Raw genomic sequence first — 17,148 nt, forward strand, 5'->3', positions numbered from 1 at the left:
GGATATGGGGTTTATGCCCTTTTATCTTTAAAAAATACTGATCTTTGATGATTTATTCAACTTGATGAATTCTCGATTTAGTGTACTTTTCACTCAAATACTGAACGTAAGAACAGCCTTTCTCATGTTCTTTTAAAGCGAAAAGATGGTTTTCATTTCCCTCTATAAAAAGGCTAAATGATATTCTATTTAACGTGCATCTTTTCTCTTATGTACACTTTGAATAATGGAGCTTAAGCCTGTGTTAATTTTGTAAACTTTATCAGTGAGCACATGGCTTTTTTTCATCGACGCTTTACACAAGGCCCGGCAATTATGGCATAATCTTCATAATTTCTTGTATTTATTCTCGGTATTTCTTTTATGAATCTGGAGCGGGTCGATCTCAATCTATTAATTTATCTTGATGTACTTCTTCGCGAAAAAAATGTCACACGTGCAGCAGAACAACTGGGCGTTACCCAGCCTGCCATGAGTAACATCTTACGCCGATTACGCAATTTATTTAATGATCCCCTCCTGATTCGTTCTTCTGAAGGCATGACACCCACTGAACGTGCCTTAGAATTGCAGCCCCGCATTCGAGATGCGCTCGCTGATCTGTCGATGATCCTGGAACCACGTACCGAGTTCCGTCCATATACCTCAAATCGTGTCTTCCGGATCATGACCTCGGATTATGCAGAAGCCACGCTGGTTCCACGTCTGGTTAAAGCCCTACGTTCAGAAGCACCGAACGTGGTATTAGACTTCCTGACGCCAAGTGACGTGTCATATCGTGACATGGAACAAGGCAAGGTCGATCTGGCAATCAACCGTTTTAATGAAATCCCGCAAAGTTTTCATCAGGTTTTGGTCTGGCGTGACAGCTTTTCTTGCCTTTTAAATAACAAGCATCCTGCCGCAAGCAACTTAAACCTTAAAAGTTACCTGGATGCACAGCATATCTGGGTTTCCAAAACCGGTATGGGTGTTGGCTTCGGGGTAAATCCTGAAAAACAGGCCGGTTTAGGCTGGATCGATCAGGCTTTAGAACGTATTGGCCAGAAACGTAAAATCTCAGTCTTTACCCGTCACTACCAGATGCCGGGGTTATTGGCTGCCAATGTCGATCTGGTCGCAACACTGCCTTCACGCATTGCACGTTTGCAAGCCAAGAATCACAATTTAATTCTCAAAGATCCGCCGTTTTATATTCCTGAATTTGAATTGAAAATGGCATGGTGTCCTTTATTGCATCATCATCCGGCGCATCGCTGGTTACGTCAGCTGATTTTATATGTCGCCCGCCAGATGATTGAAGAAGAAAACCGTGAATTCCTGAGCAATAATTCTCAATTTTCACATTATTAAACTCAAAATCTTCTAAATTCTTATTTTTTAAGATTATACTTCGAAGACTTGAGATGTCATTGTTACACCTCAAGTCTTTTTTTGTGTTAAAAATATCCCAAGATACTATTCATCCACAGGTGGATTTGTGAGCCTCTTACAAAATATCGTGATTATCTTAATACTCATCACGGGGGCCGGTTTTTTATCTTTAACTGAAATCGCCCTCGCTGGTGCCCGTAAAGTCAAACTCAAAATTCTGGCTGAGTCGGGTGATCATCGCGCTCAAAAAGTTTTAGATCTACAAGAAAATTCTGCAGACTTCTTTGCAGCCTCCCAAATTGGTTTAAATGCAGTTGCCATTCTTGGTGGTATTTTAGGTGAAGGTGCCTTCCGTCCTTATATTTATAATTTTGTTTCCCGCTTTTACCAAGGACCTTGGGCTGACAATATCAGCTTTGCGCTTTCCTTTACGGTCGTCACTTCATTATTTATTTTATTTGCAGACCTGATGCCGAAACGTCTGGCCATGATTGCGCCAGAAAAGATCGCAGTCTCAGTCATCGAGCCAATTCAGATTTTCATTAAAGTCTGCAAACCTTTGGCTTGGTTTATCAATGCGATTGCCAACATGCTGTTCCGTCTGTTTAAAGTAAATACTATTCGTGATGACAATATTACTTTTGATGATATTTCTGCAGTGATGGATGCCGGTGCACAGGCAGGCGTGCTCCAGAAACAGGAACACCATTTCATTGAAAACGTATTCGAGCTGGAAGAACGTAACGTGCCTTCGAGTATGACCACACGTGAAAATGTGGTGTTCTTCACCTTGAATGAACCGGAAGAAAGTATTCGGCAAAAGCTGGCAGAATATCCCTACTCCAAGTTTCTGGTATGTAGCAATGACATTGACAGTGTGATTGGCTATGTCGATGCCAAAGACATTCTGGTGCGTATTCTGAACAACCAGTCGCTGCTGCAGCTCAATGAAAATACCATCCGTAATGTGTTGACCATTCCTGACACTTTGACCTTATCGGAAGTTCTGGACCGTTTCCGCTCTACCAAGGAAAAGTTTGCCGTCGTCATTAATGAATATGCGCTGGTAGTCGGAGTGATTACCCTATCCGATATTATGATTACCGTGATGGGTGACTGGGTGACGCCTATTGAAGCCGATCAGCAAATTATTAAACGTGACAATAATTCCTGGTTGATTGAAGGCAGTACACCGATTGAAGATATTAAGCATGCGCTTGAAATTGATGAAATGCCTGATGATGAAAATTATGAAACCATCGCTGGCTTCATGATGTATAAATTACGCAAGATTCCACGTCCTGCAGATGCCGTGATATTTGGTGCTTATAAGTTTGAAGTGGTTGACGTCGATCATTTTAAAATTGACCAGTTACTGGTGACCCGCTTGATCGAAACCAATTCAGTTATTCAAGAAGAATCAGATTAGTCTGGTTCTTCCTTCTAAGAAATAGTAAAAATTATTCTAATAAAAAAATCATAAGGTGAGTGATGAATATTTCTGCATTATTGGCATGTCTGTTTTTTTATTCAGCCTTGTATTTGTTTTACTTCTTCTTTGCCAAACAACAGAATCCCCTGCTTTTACTCGCAGCCATCATTCTGATGGCTTTAACTGTTTTCATTATTCCCTACCCACATGAACGTCGCCGTCAAGGATTCGACTCCACCTTGAGATTTGGAGAGTATTTTTATTGGCCCTTGATTACCTGGTGGCGTTTATTTATTTTGCCCATCAGTTGGCTGATTGCACTGATGTATCGTGATTAAAAAAGCACCCGAAGATGCTTTTGTTTATATCTAGTTACAGCTTAGATTTTTGCTAATAAAGCCTCAAGAACGGCTTGATAGTGAATCTGGATATCATCTTCTAAAATTTTGTAGGCATTATCGAATTGCACCATAGGCCAGCCTTCTTTCCAGAATGGGAAAATATTATGCAGGTCATGGGTGACAATTGCATCTTCACGCACAATTGCTTGGGCAATTTGTGACAGTACCTGTGCAGTTTCAGCACCATCAATTGCCATATAATCAATACCGCGCGCTTTTAAAATACGGATTCGGTCTTTTTTATAACGGATTTTTTTGATTTGTGCTGCATTCAGACCCAAAGCCAAAGATACGGCTTCGACAAACTTGTCTTCAAATGACTGATTCAATGCTACTAAGGCTGCTTTATGCGCTTCCTGACGACCAGCTTTACCACCCTGACGAATTGCTGCTTGCGCCTCAGTATTTAGCTCATCCTTTTTCATACTTTGCAGGATGTCTAAAATTTCGATGTCGCTTAACGCCTGAGGAGATTGATCAGTCATAAACTGTCCTTAAAAAAATAAATCTTGAATCGGCTATTTTCGCATAATTCGTCGCTAAAAAACTAAAATCTTCATGATTAAAACAGTGCTACGTTCTGAAACTGCATTTCTTCTGCGATTTTGCGCAAAATCGACTATAGTGCTTCATCTATATATTAAATTAATCTCTGGATGATGCCCACTACGCAAGTGACTTTGTTGCTACAGCAACTTAAGCGCCAATATCCGACTGCATTTAAAGGAAATTACCTGTTTTACAGTCAGATTAAAATCCGTGGAATCTGGGGTAAAGCCAAGCTTTTAATTCCTTGGGCCTTGGCCGCCATGATTTTTGTTCCCATCAGTTTGATGTTAGGAGATTTCGTACAGCAATCTTTTGTGCAAATCAGCGAATTTCAGGCGCAGAGTTATGCCATGTTGGCCATTCTACTGTTCCTGATGTTGAGTCTCACCTTGATTCTGTACCAGATTCAGCATTCTTCTTATTCGCTGTATCAATTATTACGGCATACCCCGATCAAGATGGCTATTGTGATTCTGATGCAAGCCTTAAATCTGGTCTTTATACAAAGCAGTTTGCTGATGTGGAGCTTATTCTTCTTTGGCGTGAGCTTTGGTTTTGTGCGCTTTTATCGAGAAAATTTATTCAAGGAAAATAGTAAAAATACTGAGCACTATCAGCTACAACAATTACGTAAAATCTGTTTTTGGGCTTATAAACAAACCTGCCTGATCCGACTAAAATTACGTTTTTATTCAAGCCATGATCCTCGGTATGCCGAACTAAAACAGCAATTAAATCACTATGCCGGGTTATATACGCGGCTGCTGAAATATGAGCATCAATATTGTAAAACGATCAAGCATCTAGATGTCGACAGCTATCTGGATGAAAATTCATAGTTCTCTCTATCCTTTTTCATTGGCCATCTTAAAGATCTGCAAATATTGAATTTTAAAAAACGTTGATTTGCTGATTTTTAGAATAGAAGCCACGGAATTGCTTGAAAAGAAAGCAATCATTTCGGAATTTGCTTGCCAAGCTTTATTTCGTCCTCTATTATTGCGCACATGCCCGAGTGGTGAAATCGGTAGACACAGGGGATTTAAAATCCCCCGCCCACAAAGCGTGCCAGTTCGAGTCTGGCCTCGGGCACCATTTTAATATTTATTAAAATGGTGCAATAAAAAATCCAGCATTAGGCTGGTTTTTTTGTGCCTGAATTTTATTCTTTTAGCGCGAAATCCCCATGTCAGAATTAAAACACTTTGATCTCGCTACATTACAATTACGTCATCCAGACGCTTTTTTCCTTAAGCTGCGTTATAGCCGCTTTAAATTTAATGCCTTGCAAAATATCCAGTTTGTTATCGCGATTAATTTACTGTCCCTTCTGGTCTGTGTAGCCTGTAGTCTCAGCTCCGTATTTCTGGAATATTATTTTTTCAAGAATGCCACGATTGCCTTTAATGTCACCTTAATTGTGCTGATGGCACTGCTTTATCCTTATATCTGGCATGCACAATATCAGGCGCAATTTAGTTCCAAAGCCTATAGTCAGCGTTTGCAAAACTGTCTCTATCTGCAAATTCCAATTTTTCTGAGCTTATTGCTCAACCTTTATCTGATTCATTCGGATGTACTGGTCATCATTAGTATGATCATTTTAGCGATTTCTTCCTTTGGGGTGGTCATCCTGGAACCTTTATTTAAAAGTTCCTGTAGTGCGATTGACCAGATCAGGTTGCAGAAACTCCGACAACTGGCTTTTTGGGCTTATCAACAATCCAAATCAAAAACACCACAACAGATTCAAGGTCAATCGAATCTGCAGGCTTATTACCAAAACCTTTATCAGCAATGCATGAATGAAGAGCAACAATTACTCGGCTCAATTCGCTTTAATAGCTTTAAAGATTATTTGAACAGACAATAAAAAACCCTGCATCTGCAGGGTTTTCTTAAATCACCATTCACGATTGGTAATCAGTTCTTCCATTTCAATCTCGAACAGGCCGTGCTCTTGCACCACCATCATCATGGCTTCGGCAATATAATCCGCGGCAGTATCATCCAGAGACGAATCCAGATCTTCGAACTGAGGTTTCATGATATTGATATCAGCCACAGTCAGATTGGCAAGCTGGTAAATTTCTTGATCTGACAAACCTGATTTAGCGACTTTTTGGGCAAAACGTTCGATGTGCTGCTTGATTTCAGCAACCAGAATATCGGGATAATACTCATCATCGAACATGGGGAGAAGTAAATCTGCAAACATTACAGGCACTCTAAAGGATGACTATCTAATCTAAGCGTGCCTATATAGCATATTGTTGCTTAAAAGCCAAACAACATTGCCAATGTAGGGATTTCCCAGCCTCGCTTTCTAAGCCATTTGCATGGCTTGCCAGACTTTAATCGCATCGGCTGTAGCCTTAACATCATGTGCCCGTACCATACATGCACCCTGCTGAATACTCAACAAATGCGCTGTTGCTGAACCCACTGCACGCTCTTGTGGTTCTGCCCCATCCAAAACTGCTCCGATAAAGCGTTTACGTGATAAAGCAGACAAAATCGGATAGCCCATTTCTGTCAATTTATAAAACTCTTGCAACAGCTTTAAATTTTGCTGGGCATTTTTAGCGAAACCAAAACCTGGATCAATCATGATATTTTCCGCTTTTACTCCAACATCTAAAGCATCCTGAACACGTTGGGATAACTCGCGTATCACATCTTTAGTGACATCCTCATATTGATCCAGATTGTTCATGGTGGTCGGCTCACCGCGCATATGCATGATGATCACTGGAATATTGAGTTCTGCTGCGGTCTGCAATGCATTCGGCCGAGTCAAAGCACGGACATCATTCCAGATATGTGCTCCGGCCCGAACCGCTGCGCGTATGACTTCAGGTTGCGACGTATCAATCGAGAGAATGACCTTATGTTTAGCCAGTTCTTCCACCACAGGCACTACGCGGCGAATTTCTTCTTCCACTTCTACCACTGCGGCACCTGGACGGGTCGATTCACCGCCAATATCAATCACGGTCGCGCCTTCAGCGATCATTTCAAGCGCACGTGCGACTGCATCTTCTTTGTGATTATGCCGACCACCATCACTAAAAGAGTCTGGGGTGACATTGAGAATCCCCATCACATGCGGCTGGGATAAGTCCAATTTTAAATCACCAAATGTCCATACATGTGGTAACAAAGGCATCAGCTGCATGATTCAATACTCACTCAAAATAACCCCAATATTGTCTTATGGATAATTAAATAAAGCAAAGCTGAATAAGAATAATCGCTAGATTTCGAAGTAATTGTTTCGGGAATATTGCATCAGTTTAGATTGTAATAATGCTTTCACATCTACCCATTCACTTTCTAAAATACTATAGATGTAGCTATCTCGAATAGTCTGTCCATCTTTACGTAGCATATGACACCTGATAATGCCATCTCGTTTGGCACCTATTGCTTCAATCGCTTTTTGGCTGGGAAGATTCAAGTGATCAGTCCGAAAGCCGACCACCTGAGCATTTAAATTTTCAAAAGCATGTCTTAACAAAAGATATTTACAGACGCGATTTACATAGGTTCTGTGATAGCGCTTGGCATACCAGGTATAACCAATTTCAAAACTTGGAATTTCCGCCTTAATATCATGATAACTGGTGGTTCCAATTGCTTGGCCGGAGTTTAAATCGATTACAGCAAAAGCCATCCTTTCACCTTGAGCTTGCTGTTCAAAGGTCTGCGAAAAATATTTTTTTAAGTTATGCAGATAAGGCACTGAGTTATATAAAATCTCGCCTAAATTTTCTTCAGCGCATGCGATGGCTAAATCAGAAAAATGTTCCCAGCTCAACGGTTCAAGACGAAGCTGGTAAACACTGGATTCCAGAACAGGCATATTCATTTTGGTTTTTCTTATTCATTTTTAATCGCTCAATATAACACTCAAAAAGATATGACAAAAATGACAAGCATAAAAAAACCACCCGAAGGTGGTTTTTTTATTGAGCTTAGTTCGCTGGCAATGGCGGAGGAGTCAACGGACCATCATCTGGCGTTACATCAATCACAGGATTATCTGCAACATAGACCTTTGGTGGCTGAGGCTCACGACCTTCCATGATGTCACGGATTTGATCACGATCAATGGTTTCCCATTCCATCAAGGCTTTCACCATCGCATGGGCAATATCTTTTTTGCTTTCCAGGATATCGCGTGCGATTTTATATTGCTCATCCAGAATTCGACGAATTTCACGATCGACTTCTAGTTGTGTAGTTTCCGAAATACTGCGGCTACCAATACTGCCCATGAAAGATTGCTGTGCATCTTCTTCATAGACCATGACACCGAGTTTGTCAGACATACCATATTTGGTCACCATCGCACGTGCCATTTTAGTTGCACGCTCAAAGTCATTTGAAGCGCCAGTCGACATCTGGTTAATGAAGACTTCTTCAGCAATACGGCCACCAAACAAAATCGAAAGTTCATTCAACATTTTGTCTTTATAATGGCTAGTCTGGTCAAATTCAGGCAGCTGCCAGGTGACACCTAAAGCCCAGCCACGCGGCATGATCGTCACTTTATGCACAGGATCTGTACCTGGCAAGCTTTCAGCAACAATTGCATGACCTGCTTCATGATAAGCTGTCGCGCGACGCTCTTCATCACGAAGTACCATCGATTTACGCTCAGGACCCATATACAGCTTGTCTTTTGCATCTTCGAAGTCATGCATATCGACGGTGTTCTTGTTACGGCGTGCAGCAAACAGAGCAGCTTCATTCACTAGGTTTGCCAATTGCGCACCCGAGAAGCCAGGTGTACCACGTGCAAGAACCTTAACATCCACACCTGTCACTGAAGGTAATTTTTTCAAATGTACATTCAGGATTTGTTCACGACCTTTGATGTCTGGCAAACCAACTACAACTTGACGGTCAAAACGGCCTGGACGAAGAAGTGCTTTATCCAGTACATCTGCACGGTTGGTTGCAGCAATCACGATAATGCCTTCATTACCTTCAAAGCCGTCCATTTCAACTAGCATCTGGTTCAGTGTCTGTTCACGTTCATCGTGACCACCACCGGTACCTGAACCACGGTGACGACCGACTGCATCAATCTCATCAATAAAGATGATACATGGTGCATGACGTTTCGCCTGTTCGAACATGTCACGAACACGGGATGCACCAACACCGACAAACATCTCAACGAAGTCAGAACCTGAAATACTAAAGAATGGAACTTTCGCTTCACCGGCAATGGCTTTGGCAAGTAAGGTTTTACCCGTACCTGGAGGACCGACCATTAACACACCGCGTGGAATACTCGCACCCAGACGTTTAAATTTGGTTGGATCTTTCAGGAAATCTACGATTTCAACGACTTCTTGCTTGGCTTCGTCACAACCAGCAACATCAGTGAAAGTGACTTTAATCTGGTCTTCAGACAGCATTTTGGCTTTAGATTTACCAAAACTCATTGGGCCGTTTTTACCACCTGCACCGCCACCCATGTTGCGCATAAAGAACATGAATAACAAAATGATTAAAAGTACAGGGAAACTTGCAATAAGCAACTGCATGAGCAAGCCTTGACGTTGTGGTGCTTCACCTTCAACCACAACATTATTTTTAATCAGGCTTGGCATCAGTTCAGGATCCTGAACTGCCGGACGGATACTTTCAAACTCTGAACCGTTCGATTTTTCGCCACGGATTCTTTCGCCGTCAATCACAACTTGTTTAATTTGGCCAGCATTGACCGCGGCAACAAACTCTGAGTAGTTCATTGTAGTCGGTTGATTGCGGTCACTGACGTTGCTGAAGATTAACACCAGCACACCCAGTATCACGAGCCACAATACGGCATTCTTAAAAAGATCGCTCAAAGCTTTATTCCCATTTCAATCTAATTTGATCATGCCCTGTTCAGGGTGACCTTAATACTTAAGCTGTAAATCAACTTACAATTATCTAAAAACGTACAAAATGCACAATTTTTAACGACTTGGCAAGTAGACTTATTTTAAAGCCTTCTTACGTCCCTGCCCGATCAGGAAAACCTCCTTGGAGCGAGCACGTGATGCCAAAGGTTTAGATGTTTTCAGAACATCAAAACTATCAACCACTTGCTTACGGAATTCGTCAAAACCTGAACCTTGGAAAACTTTTACCACAAATTGACCTTTAGGGCCTAGCACCTTGTTGGCAAAATCCAGTGCAAGTTCACACAAGTAAATCTGACGCGGTTGATCTACAGCCTTATTACCTGATGTATTGGGGGCCATATCTGAAATTACAACGTCTACAATACGACCATCTAAAATTTCTAACAATTGCTGGAAGACTTCTTCTTCGCGAAAGTCACCTTGCAAGAAAGTCACATCAGGTAATGCATCCATTGGTAAAATGTCAGATGCAATCAATAAACCTTTGTCGCCGACCAACTTACCGGCGATTTGTGACCAACTCCCGGGAGCTGCACCCAAGTCGACCACGGTCATGCCGGGTTTGATGATCTTGTACTTTTCTTGCATTTCTAAGAGCTTATATGCTGCACGCGCACGATAGCCGTCCTTTTGTGCCTTTTTCACATAAGGATCGTCTAAATGCTCTCTCATCCAATCACGACTACTTTTAGATAACTTTTGGTTGGTAATGCGTGTAGCCATAACTCTCTAAATAAAAAAACGTCTAATTATTAATTGTACGTGAAAAAGACATATTTTGCAGTATACATGTGTATCTAAATCGAGGAGTTTTGCTCGTTATGAAGAGATATTGGAAATGATTATTTCCTGAGAATTTAAAGCGTTTGTTTTTTGCTTTTGCTATACTAAGCCGTTTTAAAATTCAGGTTATCTCTCATGGCGTCTTTATCTATTCAGGAACGTAAGCGTTTACGTCAAATCGGACATGCTTTAAACCCGGTCGTTATGCTGGGTGACAAAGGCCTGACTGAAAATGTCATCGAAGAATTGGCGCGTGCTTTAAATGATCACGAACTGATTAAAGTAAAAATCGTAGCTGAAGATCGTGAAGCGCGTGCAGCATTGATTGCTGAAATTTCAGAAGCGACTGGTGCCGAAGTAGTTCAAACTATTGGTAAAATTGCGCTGCTTTACAAGAAAGCTGCGAAACAAAACCAAAAATTGTCTAACCTTGTCCGTTTCGCTCATCTGTCTAACTAAGTACAGGACTTATGGCAAGTTACGAACTTAGCGCATTTGATCGCCGTTTTCAGGCCATCTCTCTGGTTGCCGCCATTGAACAGCAAGGCCCATGCAATTTAAATGTGGGCTTCTGGATCCGTGATCCCAATCAGTACATCTTGTGGCCCGACATGGTGACGGCACATCCCCGTCAGGATTTCCTGTGGGAACAGACCTGCTTTGAAATTTTTATTGGGGTTCAGGGCGAAGATTTTTATCGTGAGATTAATCTTTCCCCTTCTCAGGCCTGGCAGGCTTATCAATTCGAAGAATACCGTTATCCTGAAGATATGCCACCGCAAGCTGCGGATGATATTGAGTTGAATCAGCTCAAACGCACGCATTATGGTCTTAATGTCAGTGTGGATCTGACTGATTTTATGGCAACACATAAACTGAAATGGGAAAACTTGTTCCTGGGTTTATCTGCTGTTTTAAAAACCTCGCAAGGTGATCAATACTATGCCATGCAGCATAGTAGTCCTCAGGCAGATTTTCATAATAAACGTGACTGGTTGCATGTGTTTTAAATAGATTGACGCTGTGCATCAGCTATTTAAAGTGTAACAGGCGAATAAAACGTGAGACTTAAAGTCTCACGTTTTTGTTTATCGCTTAACAATGATTGATCCTCTATGTAATTATTTTAGATTTTTTATTGTTTTCAACGTTCATATTTTAGTGATGCAGATGATGCTGCTCCTGAATAGATTTCACAGCAGCATAAAGAATAAAAGCAAAAGTAATGATCATCAAAAGAATGGTCCCAAACACCAGTCCCAGTACTCCCAGACATAATACGATTACACCCAGATAAAGTATGCGCCCCAATCCGCTTTCCAGATTCAGTAGCATGATCAATATCAGTAAAATAAGTACACCTACAAAATGCTGTTGCATCGTGACCCCCTTTAATTGTTATTGTGAGTCCGTTTTGCTGCATAAAGACAAAGGAGAACATTGATTGTTCTCCTTTTTAAATAGCGGCCTTTCAGCGCAGCCTAACTTTTCAGCTCAGGACTTTTGTCTGAGCTCTCTGTTTTCACCACGGGTTTGACTTTTTTCAGTACTTCAATGGTACTGTCCTTAGAACGTTTAAAAGTATCGGTCAGATGTTCCTTATGCTTGGTCGAAATCTGACTGACATCTTCTTTCAGTTCTTTACCCAGATTAGATAAGTCTTCGATGACCGCGTTGAATTCTGTCTTGATAAAGCTTTTCAATTCGGTTAATTCTTTCTGCGAACCGAAAATCTGCTCCTTCAAAGTATCAATACGCTGTAACACCTCCTGCTTAAATTGACGCAATTGTTCCTGCACAGTATCGTTTAACTGTTTGGCTTCAACTTCAAGCTTTTCCTTACTTTCCTCGATGGTTTCAATTGCCTGATCTTTAGCCTCGACTGCTACTTTTTCAAGCTTCTCGGCAGTTTCAGTGACCACGCTCGGAGTGATTTTTTTAGATGTAGTAGATTTAGGTGCTGTAGCCATTTGTCTTGTTCCTATTGTTATATCGACTAAGCTATATTAGTAGATTTGATAAAAATTAAGATTTGATTTGTCTGACAATTATTAATTGCTTACATTTTTTCACATTGCTTACAAAACAGACTTCCATGCAAAAAGCAAGCCATTTATCTCATACTTTCGCTGCAAAGCCGTTGGACTTTAGGGGTCATTCTGCGTATAATGCCGTGTTAAGTTCAAGCGAGCAGACATAGGAGGGTAGGTTTAAAAAATAGCCTTCCTTTTTTTTCGTCTTCTCGCTTTTTTACAGCCTAAATTTCAGGAGCTTTGGTTTGAGCACCCCAGCAATTTTAGCCCTTGCCGACGGAACTATCTTTAAAGGTACTTCGATTGGCGCATCGGGTAGTACGACTGGTGAAGTCGTTTTCAACACTGCCATGACTGGCTATCAAGAAATTTTGACTGACCCGAGTTATGCACAGCAACTTGTGACACTGACTTACCCACATATCGGTAACACAGGCTGTAATGAAGAAGACGCTGAATCAGGTCGTATTCATAAGGTTTGGGCGAACGGATTGATCATTCGTGACCTGCCTTTACTGCACAGTAACTTCCGTTCAACCCAATCATTAGCTGAATATTTGGTACAACACAATGTTGTGGCAATTGCGGATATCGACACGCGTAAATTGACACGTATCTTACGTGACAAAGGTGCGCAAAATGGCTGTATCCTTGCTGGCGAAAATATCACTGAAGCTGAAGCGCTTGAAAAAGCACGTGCATTTGGTGGTTTAAACGGTTTAGACCTGGCAAAAGAATGTTGCGACCCTGAAGGTTTTGAATGGACTGAAGGCTCTTGGACATTAGGCAAAGGTTTCTCTCAACCAGAAGCTAAATTCCATGTTGTTGCATACGATTACGGTGTCAAAACCAACATCTTACGTATGCTCGCAGACCGCGGTTGTAAACTGACTGTTGTGCCGGCGCAAACTCCTGCTGCTGATGTACTTGCACTGAATCCAGATGGCGTGTTCCTTTCGAACGGTCCTGGTGATCCGGCTGCATGTGACTACGCAATTGAAGCTGTAAAAACAATTGTAGAAACCACTGAAATTCCAGTATTTGGTATCTGCCTGGGTCACCAGATCCTTGCGCTTGCAAGTGGTGCTAAAACCTTAAAAATGCCTCACGGCCACCACGGTGCGAACCATCCTGTACAAAATCTTGATAACGGTACAGTGATGATTACTTCTCAAAACCATGGCTTCGCAGTCGATGAAAGCAATCTGCCTGATGTGTTGCGTGTAACGCATCGCTCACTGTTTGATGGCACCAACCAAGGTATCCATCGTACAGACAAACCTGCGTTCAGCTTCCAGGGTCACCCTGAAGCAAGCCCGGGTCCACATGACTGCGCACCATTGTTCGATCATTTCATCGAACTTATCGAAGCATCTAAGAAGTAATTAAGGAAGCATCATGGCTAAACGTACTGACATTAAAAGCATCTTGATTATTGGTGCTGGTCCGATTGTCATCGGTCAAGCATGTGAGTTTGACTACTCAGGTGCTCAAGCATGTAAAGCCCTTCGTGAAGAAGGCTACCGCGTTATTTTGGTCAACTCGAACCCAGCGACCATCATGACCGACCCAACCATGGCAGATGCAACTTATATTGAGCCAATTACTTGGCAAACTGTTGCAGCAATTATTGAGAAAGAACGCCCAGACGCTGTTCTTCCGACCATGGGTGGTCAAACTGCATTGAACTGTGCCCTTGCCCTCGATGAGCACGGCATTTTAGAAAAATTCAATGTTGAATTAATCGGTGCAACCAAAGAAGCGATTGAAAAAGCTGAAGACCGCAAACTGTTTGACCAGGCAATGCGTAAAATTGGTCTTGAATGTCCAAAAGCTGACGTTGCTGAGTCAATGGAACATGCTTTAGAAATTCAAGCACGTTTCGGCTTCCCAGTGATTATCCGTCCATCATTCACCATGGGTGGTTCTGGTGGCGGTATCGCTTACAACAAAGAAGAATTCATCGAAATTTGTGAACGCGGTTTCGATCTTTCTCCGACTAAACAATTATTGATCGATGAATCTTTAATTGGTTGGAAAGAGTACGAGATGGAAGTTGTTCGTGACAAAAACGACAACTGTATCATCGTATGTACGATTGAAAACTTTGACCCAATGGGCGTACACACTGGTGACTCAATCACTGTTGCTCCTGCGCAAACATTGACAGACAAAGAATTCCAACTTCTACGTAACGCATCTTTAGCTGTACTACGTGAAATTGGCGTAGAAACAGGTGGTTCTAACGTACAGTTCGGTATTTGTCCAAATACTGGTCGTATGGTTGTGATCGAGATGAACCCACGTGTATCACGTTCATCTGCCCTTGCCTCTAAAGCAACTGGTTTCCCAATTGCAAAAATCGCTGCGAAATTAGCGGTTGGTTACACGCTTGATGAGTTGAAAAACGACATCACCGGCGGTACAACACCTGCATCGTTTGAACCTGCAATCGACTACGTTGTTACCAAGATTCCTCGTTTTAACTTCGAGAAATTTCCACAAGCGGACGCGACTTTAACCACACAGATGAAATCTGTCGGTGAAGTGATGGCGATTGGCCGTAACTTCCAGGAATCTGTACAAAAAGCCCTTCGTGGTCTTGAAGTTGGCGCTTCTGGTTTTGACGAAAAAATTGAAGTGGGTGCTGAAGGCGCGCGCGACAAGATCTTGCAAGAGCTTAAAGTTCCAGGTCCAGAGCGTATTTGGTACGTGGGCGACGCATTCCGTCACGGCTTTACTTTAGACGAAGTATTCGCTGCAACGAACATTGACCGCTGGTTCTTGATTCAAATCGAAGACATCATCAAAACTGAAAACCAAATCAAAACTTTAGGTTTTGGTGATTTGAATGCGGACAACATCCGTGGGTTCAAACGTAAAGGTTTATCAGATCTTCGCATTGCCGACTTGATGGGCATTTCACAAAAACAATTCCGTAAACACCGTTGGAACCTGGGCGTAACGCCAGTTTACAAACGTGTAGATACATGTGCTGCAGAATTCGAATCTGATACAGCTTACATGTACTCAACTTACGATGAAGAGTGTGAAGCTAATCCGTCTGCGAAAGACAAGATCATGGTGATTGGTGGTGGTCCTAACCGTATTGGTCAAGGGATCGAATTCGATTACTGCTGTGTACACGCTGCCCTTGCGATGCGTGAAGACGGTTACGAAACCATTATGGTGAACTGTAACCCTGAAACAGTTTCAACGGATTACGACACATCAGATCGTTTGTACTTCGAACCAATCACTTTAGAAGACGTTTTAGAAATCGTACGTATCGAGAAGCCTAAAGGCATTATCGTTCAGTACGGTGGTCAAACACCTTTGAAATTGGCTCGTGCTCTAGAAGAAGCCGGTGCGCCAATCATTGGTACATCACCTGACGCGATTGACCGTGCAGAAGACCGTGAACGTTTCCAGCAAATGATTCAACGTCTGCAACTTCGTCAACCAAACAACAGCATTGTAAAATCTGCTGAAGAAGGTATGGCTGAAGCGTCTAAAGTAGGCTATCCATTAGTGGTACGTCCTTCTTACGTGCTTGGTGGTCGTGCGATGGAAATCGTGTACAACGATGAAGAACTCAAACGCTACTTACGTGATGCGGTTCAAGCATCAAACGAAGCACCTGTTCTGCTTGACCGTTTCTTAGATGATGCGATCGAAGTTGACGTAGACTGCGTATCTGATGGTAAAGACGTTGTAATCGGCGGCATCATGCAGCACATCGAACAAGCGGGTATTCATTCAGGTGACTCGGCATGTTCAATTCCTCCTTACTCTCTATCTAAAGAGATTCAGGACGAAATGCGTCGTCAAACTGTGGCGATGGCAAAAGAGCTTGGCGTAATCGGTTTGATGAACGTTCAGTTTGCTGTCAAAGGTGAAGATGTTTACATCTTGGAAGTGAACCCACGTGCGTCTCGTACTGTGCCATTCGTTTCTAAGTGTATCGGCGAATCTTTAGCGAAAGTTGCTGCACGTTGCATGGCTGGTCAATCTCTTGAGTCGCAAGGCTTCACAACTGAGATTATTCCTGAGCACTTCTCTGTCAAAGAAGCAGTGTTCCCGTTCAACAAATTCCCTGGTGTTGACCCGATCCTTGGCCCTGAGATGAAATCGACTGGCGAAGTGATGGGCGTTGGTAAAACATTTGGTGAAGCGTTCTATAAAGCTGTTTTAGGTGCAAATGAGCGTTTACCAGGTCTTCCAACTGAAGGCGAAGTGAAACACGCATTTATCTCTGTACGTGATTCTGATAAACCACGTGCGGCTGGTATCGCAAAACAATTGATTGACCTAGGCTTCAAGATTCTTGCAACTGATGGTACATTTAAAGTGATTAGCGATGCTGGTCTTGAATGTGAACGTGTCAATAAAGTAACTGAAGGTCGTCCTAACATTGTGGACCGTATTAAAAACGGCGAAATCCACCTTGTGATTAACACGACTGAAGGCAAAAAGGCACAAGAAGACTCATTCTCGATCCGTCGTTCAGCACTTCAAGGTAAAGTGTATAACACAACTACATTGAATGGTGCGGATGCAGTATGCCAAGCTTTAGCAATTAAATTGCCGATGGATGTATATCGTTTGCAAGACCTAACTAAAGGTTAATTCACTTCCAAGAAGTCCCG

At 42.2% G+C, this 17,148-nt stretch carries 17 protein-coding genes and 1 tRNA gene; 10 read left to right on the forward strand and 8 right to left on the reverse strand.

Going from position 1 to position 17,148, the window contains the following annotated elements; genetic code table 11:
• The first annotated feature begins 363 nt into the window (after positions 1 to 363).
• The 3 genes from F891_RS11050 to F891_RS11060 all read left to right on the forward strand — a co-directional run bounded on the left by F891_RS11050 (position 364) and on the right by F891_RS11060 (position 3,144).
• Complete coding sequence (locus tag F891_RS11050) at positions 364 to 1,353, forward strand: LysR family transcriptional regulator (protein ID WP_004280551.1); 990 nt, start codon at positions 364 to 366, stop codon at positions 1,351 to 1,353.
• Between the two features lie 127 nt (positions 1,354 to 1,480).
• Positions 1,481 to 2,803, forward strand: a complete 1,323-nt coding sequence (locus F891_RS11055) for a polyamine export protein PaeA (RefSeq protein WP_004280552.1) — start codon at positions 1,481 to 1,483, stop codon at positions 2,801 to 2,803.
• Between the two features lie 62 nt (positions 2,804 to 2,865).
• Positions 2,866 to 3,144: a hypothetical protein gene (locus F891_RS11060; RefSeq protein ID WP_004731860.1), complete on the forward strand. Its 279-nt coding sequence runs from the start codon at positions 2,866 to 2,868 to the stop codon at positions 3,142 to 3,144.
• A 41-nt stretch (positions 3,145 to 3,185) separates the two neighbouring features.
• On the opposite strand, the gene F891_RS11065 is transcribed toward F891_RS11060, so the two are convergent.
• Positions 3,186 to 3,692, reverse strand: a complete 507-nt coding sequence (locus tag F891_RS11065; RefSeq protein WP_004280554.1) for a hypothetical protein — start codon at positions 3,690 to 3,692, stop codon at positions 3,186 to 3,188.
• Between the two features lie 174 nt (positions 3,693 to 3,866).
• Between F891_RS11065 and F891_RS11070 the strand changes: the two genes are divergently transcribed.
• The 3 genes from F891_RS11070 (at position 3,867) to F891_RS11080 (ending at position 5,629) form a co-directional block, all read left to right on the forward strand.
• Entirely contained in the window at positions 3,867 to 4,595 is a 729-nt protein-coding gene (locus tag F891_RS11070; RefSeq protein WP_004645749.1) for a hypothetical protein, read from the forward strand.
• Positions 4,596 to 4,765: 170 nt separating this feature from the next.
• A tRNA-Leu gene (locus F891_RS11075) sits at positions 4,766 to 4,851 on the forward strand.
• A 91-nt stretch (positions 4,852 to 4,942) separates the two neighbouring features.
• Positions 4,943 to 5,629 (forward strand): hypothetical protein, encoded by a 687-nt coding sequence (locus F891_RS11080; protein ID WP_004280558.1) that lies wholly within the window; start codon positions 4,943 to 4,945, stop codon positions 5,627 to 5,629.
• Positions 5,630 to 5,659: 30 nt separating this feature from the next.
• On the opposite strand, the gene F891_RS11085 is transcribed toward F891_RS11080, so the two are convergent.
• From F891_RS11085 to rlmE, 5 genes are all read right to left on the reverse strand, one after another.
• Positions 5,660 to 5,974 (reverse strand): DUF5713 family protein, encoded by a 315-nt coding sequence (locus F891_RS11085; protein WP_004280560.1) that lies wholly within the window; start codon positions 5,972 to 5,974, stop codon positions 5,660 to 5,662.
• 108 nt (positions 5,975 to 6,082) lie between these two features.
• The gene (gene folP, locus F891_RS11090; RefSeq protein WP_004280562.1) at positions 6,083 to 6,934 is read right to left on the reverse strand and encodes a dihydropteroate synthase; all 852 of its coding nucleotides are present in this window, start codon (positions 6,932 to 6,934) and stop codon (positions 6,083 to 6,085) included.
• Between the two features lie 78 nt (positions 6,935 to 7,012).
• Positions 7,013 to 7,627 carry a GNAT family N-acetyltransferase gene (locus tag F891_RS11095; protein ID WP_004280563.1) on the reverse strand — a complete coding sequence of 205 codons (615 nt, stop codon included), beginning with the start codon at positions 7,625 to 7,627 and terminating at the stop codon, positions 7,013 to 7,015.
• Between the two features lie 106 nt (positions 7,628 to 7,733).
• Entirely contained in the window at positions 7,734 to 9,623 is a 1,890-nt protein-coding gene (ftsH, locus tag F891_RS11100) for an ATP-dependent zinc metalloprotease FtsH (RefSeq protein WP_004280565.1), read from the reverse strand.
• 132 nt (positions 9,624 to 9,755) lie between these two features.
• On the reverse strand, positions 9,756 to 10,406 hold the full coding sequence (rlmE, locus tag F891_RS11105) for a 23S rRNA (uridine(2552)-2'-O)-methyltransferase RlmE (protein ID WP_004280568.1): 651 nt from the start codon (positions 10,404 to 10,406) through the stop codon (positions 9,756 to 9,758).
• A 195-nt stretch (positions 10,407 to 10,601) separates the two neighbouring features.
• Between rlmE and yhbY the strand changes: the two genes are divergently transcribed.
• Positions 10,602 to 10,925, forward strand: a complete 324-nt coding sequence (yhbY, locus tag F891_RS11110; protein ID WP_004280569.1) for a ribosome assembly RNA-binding protein YhbY — start codon at positions 10,602 to 10,604, stop codon at positions 10,923 to 10,925.
• 11 nt (positions 10,926 to 10,936) lie between these two features.
• Positions 10,937 to 11,476, forward strand: a complete 540-nt coding sequence (locus F891_RS11115) for a DOMON-like domain-containing protein (protein WP_004280571.1) — start codon at positions 10,937 to 10,939, stop codon at positions 11,474 to 11,476.
• Between the two features lie 148 nt (positions 11,477 to 11,624).
• On the opposite strand, the gene F891_RS11120 is transcribed toward F891_RS11115, so the two are convergent.
• Positions 11,625 to 11,846 (reverse strand): hypothetical protein, encoded by a 222-nt coding sequence (locus tag F891_RS11120; protein ID WP_004280572.1) that lies wholly within the window; start codon positions 11,844 to 11,846, stop codon positions 11,625 to 11,627.
• A gap of 101 nt (positions 11,847 to 11,947) precedes the next feature.
• Positions 11,948 to 12,436, reverse strand: coding sequence for a hypothetical protein (locus tag F891_RS11125; protein ID WP_004280573.1), 489 nt, complete (start codon positions 12,434 to 12,436; stop codon positions 11,948 to 11,950).
• Between the two features lie 308 nt (positions 12,437 to 12,744).
• Between F891_RS11125 and carA the strand changes: the two genes are divergently transcribed.
• Together carA and carB are read left to right on the forward strand one after the other, a co-directional pair.
• The gene (gene carA / locus F891_RS11130) at positions 12,745 to 13,884 is read left to right on the forward strand and encodes a glutamine-hydrolyzing carbamoyl-phosphate synthase small subunit (protein ID WP_004280574.1); all 1,140 of its coding nucleotides are present in this window, start codon (positions 12,745 to 12,747) and stop codon (positions 13,882 to 13,884) included.
• 13 nt (positions 13,885 to 13,897) lie between these two features.
• Positions 13,898 to 17,128 carry a carbamoyl-phosphate synthase large subunit gene (gene carB, locus F891_RS11135; protein ID WP_004280576.1) on the forward strand — a complete coding sequence of 1,077 codons (3,231 nt, stop codon included), beginning with the start codon at positions 13,898 to 13,900 and terminating at the stop codon, positions 17,126 to 17,128.
• Positions 17,129 to 17,148: the final 20 nt, after the last annotated feature.

This window comes from Acinetobacter sp. CIP 101966, from assembly GCF_000369725.1.
Lineage (GTDB): Bacteria > Pseudomonadota > Gammaproteobacteria > Pseudomonadales > Moraxellaceae > Acinetobacter > Acinetobacter lwoffii_Q.

What these genes read in the sequence shown, in the direction of transcription:
- F891_RS11060 (WP_004731860.1), top strand. Translation starts at nt 2,866, where the DNA reads ATGAATATTTCTGCATTATTGGCATGTCTGTTTTTTTATTCAGCCTTG.
- F891_RS11050 (WP_004280551.1), top strand. Translation starts at nt 364, where the DNA reads ATGAATCTGGAGCGGGTCGATCTCAATCTATTAATTTATCTTGATGTA.
- F891_RS11080 (WP_004280558.1), top strand. Translation starts at nt 4,943, where the DNA reads ATGTCAGAATTAAAACACTTTGATCTCGCTACATTACAATTACGTCAT.
- F891_RS11095 (WP_004280563.1), bottom strand. Translation starts at nt 7,627, where the DNA reads ATGAATATGCCTGTTCTGGAATCCAGTGTTTACCAGCTTCGTCTTGAA.
- F891_RS11065 (WP_004280554.1), bottom strand. Translation starts at nt 3,692, where the DNA reads ATGACTGATCAATCTCCTCAGGCGTTAAGCGACATCGAAATTTTAGAC.
- F891_RS11115 (WP_004280571.1), top strand. Translation starts at nt 10,937, where the DNA reads ATGGCAAGTTACGAACTTAGCGCATTTGATCGCCGTTTTCAGGCCATC.
- F891_RS11120 (WP_004280572.1), bottom strand. Translation starts at nt 11,846, where the DNA reads ATGCAACAGCATTTTGTAGGTGTACTTATTTTACTGATATTGATCATG.
- carB (WP_004280576.1), top strand. Translation starts at nt 13,898, where the DNA reads ATGGCTAAACGTACTGACATTAAAAGCATCTTGATTATTGGTGCTGGT.
- F891_RS11070 (WP_004645749.1), top strand. Translation starts at nt 3,867, where the DNA reads ATGCCCACTACGCAAGTGACTTTGTTGCTACAGCAACTTAAGCGCCAA.
- F891_RS11125 (WP_004280573.1), bottom strand. Translation starts at nt 12,436, where the DNA reads ATGGCTACAGCACCTAAATCTACTACATCTAAAAAAATCACTCCGAGC.
- yhbY (WP_004280569.1), top strand. Translation starts at nt 10,602, where the DNA reads ATGGCGTCTTTATCTATTCAGGAACGTAAGCGTTTACGTCAAATCGGA.
- folP (WP_004280562.1), bottom strand. Translation starts at nt 6,934, where the DNA reads ATGCAGCTGATGCCTTTGTTACCACATGTATGGACATTTGGTGATTTA.
- rlmE (WP_004280568.1), bottom strand. Translation starts at nt 10,406, where the DNA reads ATGGCTACACGCATTACCAACCAAAAGTTATCTAAAAGTAGTCGTGAT.
- F891_RS11085 (WP_004280560.1), bottom strand. Translation starts at nt 5,974, where the DNA reads ATGTTTGCAGATTTACTTCTCCCCATGTTCGATGATGAGTATTATCCC.